Genomic DNA, 7,764 nt, shown 5'->3' on the forward strand with positions numbered 1-7,764 from the left:
GGCGTTGACCATGAAAATCATACAACTATAAAAGGATACACTTCGAATGATGTGTTGAATTTGTTTGAGTATTATGACTCAAAATTGGGAAAAAAGCCACTTAAAGTTTTTATACGGGATAAGGAATCTGGTGTAACTAAAGTTAATCCACATGTTCAAAATATTTTTGATAAACATGCTGAAGAATTTAAAGATATTATGATAAATGTCTATAATCATAATATTGAGGAATGCAATCATCTAAAAACAGTTCCTCCAAACTACCAATTCAGTACATGTCTGTCTTTATCAGGAGATGGACCTGAGCAAACCTTGTTCCTGCTGCAGTGCTTAGAAATATTTAATTCTGTTCCCTATCAAGATTTTTGTCCTAACATAGAGTATATAATTATAACTTAAACATAAAATAAAAATGACCGAAAAAAGTAAAAATTGTCTGAATTTTAATGATGGAGATAAAAAAAATATCTTCAAACAAGTAAATAATCAAAAAATAATCATCAAGTTTTTAAATAAACTTGTTAATCCAGGATGTCACAATGATATAGAGCTAGCGCAGGAAATACTTGAAAAAATTCCTAATACTATTGCTGTAACTAAAGATATCGCAGATATTAAAAATAAACTGTTAAGAATAATTGGTAATGAACAAGCAGTTCACTCTTCTTTTATACTAAAGTTTCAAAAAGAAAATATAAAGTTTCAAAAAGAAAATATCGATGATTTCACTGTAGAGTCTATAAAATATTTGATAAAAAATGACCTGCAAAATGATGACGTAAATAAATTCTGTTTGTTCTTATCTAAAAAAATACAAAATAAAATTCCAAGCTCATTGAGCTCAAATAAACATTTTGCAGAATTATTACCTGCTTGTGCTATATTTTATAAAAGCAAGAGTTTGGAAAAAGATAAACAAGTCACTAATATGGTGATAGAAAATTTATTGATATTTACATGGAAAGCTTATAATGATCATTATGCGCTTTTTGAGCTAGCCCATGGATATCATTATGGCATTGGTGTGCAACAAGATTTACTTAAGGCAAAAGATCTATATCTAAAAATAAGGAATGTCAATGATGATGCTAAATATCATTTAGTGCAGATTAATTTGAGCCAGGGCAAGGATCAAGAAGAATCTACCAAGATGTTAAATGACTTGAGTGAGACAGAGCATGAAAATGCAATGTGCTTAAAGGCAATTTTATTGAGGGAAGGAAAGTTTTATGAACAATCTATTGATGACTCTAATGAAATATTACAGAAGTTGATTAATAAAGATAATCCTTGTGGTAAATTTTATTTTTCATACAATATTGTAAAAGATAAGCCATATGACCTAAATGACATAACAGAATGGGAAATGCTAGAAAGTGTTTCAAATATTTATTTAGATGCACATATAGAATTATTAAACAAACTAGTATACGACACCAATCAAATATTAGAAAATTGTATCAATGATAAAAGTTCCTTAGGAGGAAGTTCTCATAAGATAATCAATCCACAAAAAGTGTTGCAAAACTTTGAAAAACTTTTAGAGAAGGAATATATAAAGGAAAATAAGGAGATATATAATTTGCTAGTACAAACTGACTATAAGAGTGATAACCAGGATACTAAAAAACTTCTAAAATTACTGTCTTTCCATACTCATCCTGATAAATTACCAGCTGGATACGGTGAGGAAGATTTTAGGACAGTACAGCTGTATAAAGAACATTTAAAAAAGGGGGATCTTAAACAGGAAGGTGTATCTTCTACATCATGGTGGAAATTTTGGTCATGGGACACAGGTATTCGAGCAAAACATGAAAAACCGTCAGAAATCCAATGTGATGTTGCTCAAAGTTTTAGAGATAAAATTATCGAAAAAATATCTCAAGATGTAAGTAAAATGTCTGATGGCATTTACGATAAAGCAAAATATTATGAGCATATAGCAATATTGTCAAAAGAAAGTATAGTTTTTGAAGGGGTAGTTAAATTTGATCGCCAAGAACAATTCGAAAAATATATGCACAAAGCCATCGAAGCAGGAGGAGGTGGGGAAATCAAGCATTCCTTGGCTCTTCATTATCTAGAACTTGGCAACAGAAAAGGAGTTGATTCTGCTCTCGAGGTAATCATAAAATTTACTGAGTCAGAGTTACAAAAATCTGCTTGCAGTACATTCTTGAAAGAATCGATAGAAATTCTTTTGAAGAAACATAACCACAATAATGTTGATTTGCACCTATACTTTCCAGCAAATTGTATAAAAGAGTCAGAGTATTTTGCCAAAATATATAGTGGCTTAATGATGATCAAGGACTTAAGTGTTGAAGTAGATTATGACTATGCTTGCAGATATTATGAAACAGCGTTTGATCCAGATGAAATTTGTACTAATCGTGATAAACAATTACATGATCAAATGTCAAATTATCAAAAAACTCTTTGCGGCAAAGAACAATGCGAGTTGTACACAGAAGAACTATAAAAGCATCGCAATATTTTTTACTATATGCGTATTTGTAAGCCCTACTTTTGCCTATAATAATGAATATAGATATGTTGCCTTCTTTCAGCCAAAATTTAAAAGCCCTAGAGTGAGGATTAATGGATCTGAGACTGGTCTTAATTCAATACGAGGTTTTGCTGTTATGACAAAGGAAGAGGTATGTGCACTTAATCATCCATTATTTTTAGCAGTTTACCCCCAAAAAGATTGTTCAGCAAAGCCTATTTGTTTATATCGCGGCATTAAACTAAAAGATGCAGCATTAACAAAACAAGAAATATGCGATGAAAAAAAAACCGATACTCCGAGCAATCCCCAATGTATTCCAGAGCATAAAAATTTAAATCAAATAATAGATAATAAGCTAAATACCTCTGTTTTAGAGTCAATTCAAGATGTAAGAGAGTGTTTTTTAGGCAGTGAAATAAGTAATAAATCTGAAAAACTAGTTTATTATTTAGGTAATCATTTTTATAAACAGTGTAACTCTATACAGTTAAAAATTATTCCGTCAGGTTCTGATTATTATGATGGGATACTAAAAAGATATGCAACTTACTTAGAGAATATAAAGCCTTTTGATGAAAATAAAATATTGGAATACGTTCATTTTATAAACCGTATGCTATACCCTAATTCTATTAATCTAATCCCTAATAACTGCAGCGATAAAAATTTTTTGCATCAATGTTGTGCAACATTATCTTTTATAAAAACTAATATATCAGCTAATTTTGATCTAAACTCAGAACAAAAAGCTTTATTATCTCAGGATAGCAAAGATGGATTTTTATACCATAATAATTTCTCAATCAAATATAAAGATCAATGGTTTAAAAATAGCAGATTAGATTATGAGTTAAAGAGTAATTACAGCAGTAATAACCAGCATAAGATAAAATATACTAAATTGTTTGAGGTCAGCCCTACTAAATTTATCAGCACCAGTGTTTCATACGATAATTATGATTATTTAGCCGATATTCATGGATTAGATAACCTTAATAATTTTGTAAATAATGAGTTAACTAATGAGAATAATAAGTATAGAAATTACTCTTCTTCTAATTTAGTGCTAAGTATAAATTATACCACATTAAATGATCATAATAAAGAATATACAGTTGGTTATGCAAATCGTTACGCAAAATATCGACATAACTTTGGACTAGAAAAAAATCATATTTATAATATAAATAATATTTATACAATTATTCGACTTCATGAACTAGGGGTATCATTTTATCTAGGCAATGAATTTAGTTTTAATGAAAAGTATAGAAATACTGTAGCTGCTGTTTTTTATAAGAAGGATTTTAAGGATTATTTTTTTAATTCACTTCTTATGTATGGTGATAGAAAGATGAATGATGATTATAAAGCAAAATATTATAATAGTGAGCTAAAAATGGGAAAAACAATAGATGCACCAGGTAGAACTTTTAAATATATAATCCCTAGTTTTAGTTTGAACTATATTAGTATATTAGGATATGGTATAAATAATAAAAAACTAAATAAAAATACAAAAAATAAACTACAAAAGGTAGTGGGTGTGACTCTAGTGCCAAAAAATAAAGTATATAATAAAGCTAACTTAAATTTTTCTTATTGGCAAATCAATAACGCGCAAAAAGGTGTTTCCTTCTCTATAAATCTAAATTTTTAAAGGGTATGTGGGCTCTTTGATATTTAAAGTGGCAAATTGTTAACAGCCAAACTATTTTGACCTCCGTAGAGAAAAAAAGTCAATCTATTTGACCCCTCTTAAAAACGTCAAGCAAATTAACCCCTATTTATACGGTCTGATACCGTCTTAAGAGTTCTATTGCTGAGCTTATATAGCTTCCTTTCTAACTTCCTTTTATCGTTGATATTTAAATCATCTACTGCATATGCTGCTATACTTGCTATTTCATATATAGTTTCTTCTGCTATTTCTTTTTGCTTCTTTGACTCCATTCCTCCTATTGTTTGCAAATTATGCACCCTATCTAGTCCTTTAATCAGTAGTGCATCATAATCCGTTGCATCAAATATTTTCTTGATTGATTCTGCTATCGTTAGCTTTTTATCTTTATATTCTCTGGTTAATAATCCAACTATATCTGCTATTCTTGGATTAAATTCTTTTGCTATTAACTCTACTGTGCAATCACTATCCTCAACTACATCATGAAGTATTGCAGCAACTATTATATGTGTTTTAAATTTATACTGTGCTGTCATCATTGCTACTGCTAGTGGATGCGTATAGTATGGCTCTCCTGTTTTTCTTTTTTGTACAGCATGCCACTTTTTAGCAAATACAATGGCTTTTTCTATTAATTTGATATTTACTTCTTGTCTTGCAGTTTTGTTAAGAGATTTTAACATATCTATTAGCTTCTTTGAGTATTTACACTCTTTTTGATATGCTTTATATTCCTCTCTTAATGCATAATTATATGCATATACATCTTCTTCAACATCTTCATCTTTATATGGATAGTGGTTATAGTTACCTTTTTTAATTTCTAATTTCTTAATATAGTTTAAAGCATACCAATATGGAATTATAACTAGTATGAATGCAATCCATATAGCGTAGTGTCCTATGTATTTACTAATAAAAGTTAATATAATAGGTGCAAACCCGTATCCAATAGCACCAGACATACCAAATGCAATAGCAACAAATGTAAAACGTTTTGGTATAGCAATATGTTTAAATGATGTTATTGCAGCAACGCTTACTGTAAATTCAAAAGAAAGGATAGCTAGCTGCAGTAGTGATAATGATAATAAACTTGAAACATTGTTAAACCAAAAAGGAATAAATATTAATAAAATTAAGGATAATATTGTGTTAATTTTTGCTAATCTTAGTGGATGGTATTTCTTAATAAAAAATGAAACTATTATTAGAGCTACTACAAAAAGAATATTTAATTTTAAATTTTGGGATATCACATCTTCTGAAGACATTCCCATAGATTCTTTCATGAAAGCACCAGTGTAAATAAATGCAGTGTAAAAGCAAAAAGCAAAAGGTAAATGAAGAAAAAAATAGGAAAAAACTGCTTTCTTATCAATTTTGTATTTTATTTTGCTTTTAGCACCTACTTTATTATCAGACTTGTATCTTCGTTTGTAATTTGTAAATTCTGCTGTTTCTCTTAGTCTAGTTCGTGCTACTATACCTACTATAGCAATGACAGCACCTATCATAAAAGCTGCCCTCCAATTAAAAGCAATAGAAAGAGAAATAGAGGCTATTGTTAATGCAAAAAAACCTCCTAGCTTTGAGTTGATATTAATAATATTAGAGCATATATATCTATAAGGCTGTTTTAAAGTCTCTGTTAGATAAATTTGAGCTCCTACTATCTCTCCCATAGAAGTGAAGCCTTGTAAAATTCTGCATGTGATAATGCCTATACTCGCAACTATACCTATCTCATCATATGTTCCTAAATTTGCCATAACTAAACAGCACACTGACATCAATAGAGTGGTGATAATAATTGTATTTTTACGACCTACTTGATCACCAATCCAACCAATTATTACTCCGCCAACTGGCCTCAAAATAAAGGTTGAGCAAAAAGTAAATATAGCCAATATCTCAGCTATAACCTTATCACCTTGAGGAAAAAACAATTCATTTAGCAGAACCGCCATATGCACATACAGCATTAAGTCAAAATACTCCAGAAAAGTTCCAATTGAAAGCAGTCCTACAACCTCTTTCTCTTTCTTAGTTAAGCTCTTTTGTGCTTTCTGATTTTGCATTTTTGCTTTCAATATAGTTCATGTGTTGCTTAGCCATTCTCATCTAAATTAAGTAACTTTCAGACCATCCAAGCTATTAAATAATATTCACAATATTAATTAAATTGCAATTAAATTTCGTTAAAAGAATATATATATATGTTAATTAAGGACTTTTGAGACAGTATCATTGCCCTTAAATTCTTCTATTTAAAAATTGACTTCTTCTAAAGAATTTTTTAATATTTATTTGTATTTGCAACAAAATTATAAATTTTGGGAATTGGGAAAGGTATGAGAAATAAAGTTATATTAATAGTTGATGATAATATATTCGTTAGAAATTTGTTATCGAATATTGCGTCAAATGCTGGTTTTGATGTCGTTACAGCAACAGATGGTCAAGATGCATTAGACATTCTTCAAACTGAATCATATACTGTGGATATTGTAATAACAGACTATAATATGCCACTAGTTAATGGATTGGCATTAGCTGTGAACTTTAAAATGGTAAAAAAATATAAAAACATACCGATTGTCCTGTATACTCAAGGAAATCTTATAGATTACAAAGATAATGTGCAATATGATGTTTTTGATTATATATTTAATAATTCTACTTCGTTTAAAGAGATTATAAAAAAAGCAGAGGAATTGAATGAACTAAGACATTCGAGAGAAGCTGCTATGAAATTATACACTGATATTATTGTGGAATTAAAAATTACCTTATTAGATTTAGGTGTAAATTTATTAACTATAACAGGAAGAATAAAATCTATAACTTCTATTTATAGTAAATTAAATAAAAGTCCTAATTTTTTAAATAACATAAACGATATTTTAGGATTTAGAATAATAGTAAGAACTGTAAAAAATTGTTACGAAGCATTAGAACTTCTTCATAAAAAATACTTTTATTCAGATAAAAGAATTAAGGACTATATAAAGCATCCAAAAAATAATGGCTATCAATCAATACATATAGTTATTATCGGTCCTTTTAAAAAAAAGATGGAGATTCAAATTAGAACAAGTAAAATGCATAGTATAGCTGAATATGGATCAGCATCTCATTCAGTATATAAGGCAGTGATACCGTCTTAGAAGTCAAATAAAAATTATTAAATGCACAAAGGATTGACTCATAAAATCCCGTATCGGATATTATATTGAGCTGAATCAAAGTAAACGCTAAAATATCCCCATCTTGACAAGTATTATCCGCCTTTCTTTGGGTTTCTTAAGTTTTTTGATAATTCTAAAAAAAATTTAATTTGATGATATTTTTTTATCAATATTATATGGAAGTAAATTTACTAACTCTTTTGGATCAGAATAATCATGAATATGATTCAGCAAATATTTTAAATAATCATAAGGATTAATCTTATTTACTTTGCAAGTTTCAATAATACTATAAATATTTGCACTAGCTTTAGCACCCTTAGTTGTTGCACAGAACATCCAATTTTTTCTGCCAACTGCAAATGGTTTTATAC

6 protein-coding genes are annotated in these 7,764 nt (G+C 28.9%); 4 read left to right on the forward strand and 2 right to left on the reverse strand.

The annotated features are described in order from the left end of the window. From EIC27_RS07290 to EIC27_RS04710, 3 genes are all read left to right on the forward strand, one after another. On the forward strand, positions 1 to 399 hold a 399-nt coding region (locus tag EIC27_RS07290), incomplete at its 5' end, for a hypothetical protein (protein WP_162298338.1). 13 nt (positions 400 to 412) lie between these two features. Beyond that, positions 413 to 2,485 (forward strand): SEL1-like repeat protein, encoded by a 2,073-nt coding sequence (locus EIC27_RS04705; protein ID WP_126044966.1) that lies wholly within the window; start codon positions 413 to 415, stop codon positions 2,483 to 2,485. Positions 2,486 to 2,594: 109 nt separating this feature from the next. Continuing rightward, positions 2,595 to 4,175 (forward strand): hypothetical protein, encoded by a 1,581-nt coding sequence (locus EIC27_RS04710; RefSeq protein WP_126044967.1) that lies wholly within the window; start codon positions 2,595 to 2,597, stop codon positions 4,173 to 4,175. 116 nt (positions 4,176 to 4,291) lie between these two features. Here the strand turns inward: EIC27_RS04710 and EIC27_RS04715 are convergent, their stop codons facing one another. Next, entirely contained in the window at positions 4,292 to 6,280 is a 1,989-nt protein-coding gene (locus EIC27_RS04715) for an MFS transporter (RefSeq protein WP_126044968.1), read from the reverse strand. Positions 6,281 to 6,553: 273 nt separating this feature from the next. Between EIC27_RS04715 and EIC27_RS04720 the strand changes: the two genes are divergently transcribed. Next, complete coding sequence (locus EIC27_RS04720) at positions 6,554 to 7,369, forward strand: response regulator (RefSeq protein WP_126044969.1); 816 nt, start codon at positions 6,554 to 6,556, stop codon at positions 7,367 to 7,369. A 165-nt stretch (positions 7,370 to 7,534) separates the two neighbouring features. Here EIC27_RS04720 and EIC27_RS08255 read toward each other — a convergent pair. Beyond that, the coding region (locus EIC27_RS08255; RefSeq protein ID WP_205702304.1) for a transposase domain-containing protein at positions 7,535 to 7,764 on the reverse strand (230 nt) is incomplete at its 5' end.

This window comes from Candidatus Aquarickettsia rohweri (assembly GCF_003953955.1).
GTDB classification, from domain to species: domain Bacteria; phylum Pseudomonadota; class Alphaproteobacteria; order Rickettsiales; family Midichloriaceae; genus Aquirickettsia; species Aquirickettsia rohweri.

Coding starts and splice junctions, on each gene's coding strand:
- EIC27_RS04705 (WP_126044966.1), top strand. CDS start 413: ATGACCGAAAAAAGTAAAAATTGTCTGAATTTTAATGATGGAGATAAA.
- EIC27_RS04715 (WP_126044968.1), bottom strand. CDS start 6,280: ATGCAAAATCAGAAAGCACAAAAGAGCTTAACTAAGAAAGAGAAAGAG.
- EIC27_RS04720 (WP_126044969.1), top strand. CDS start 6,554: ATGAGAAATAAAGTTATATTAATAGTTGATGATAATATATTCGTTAGA.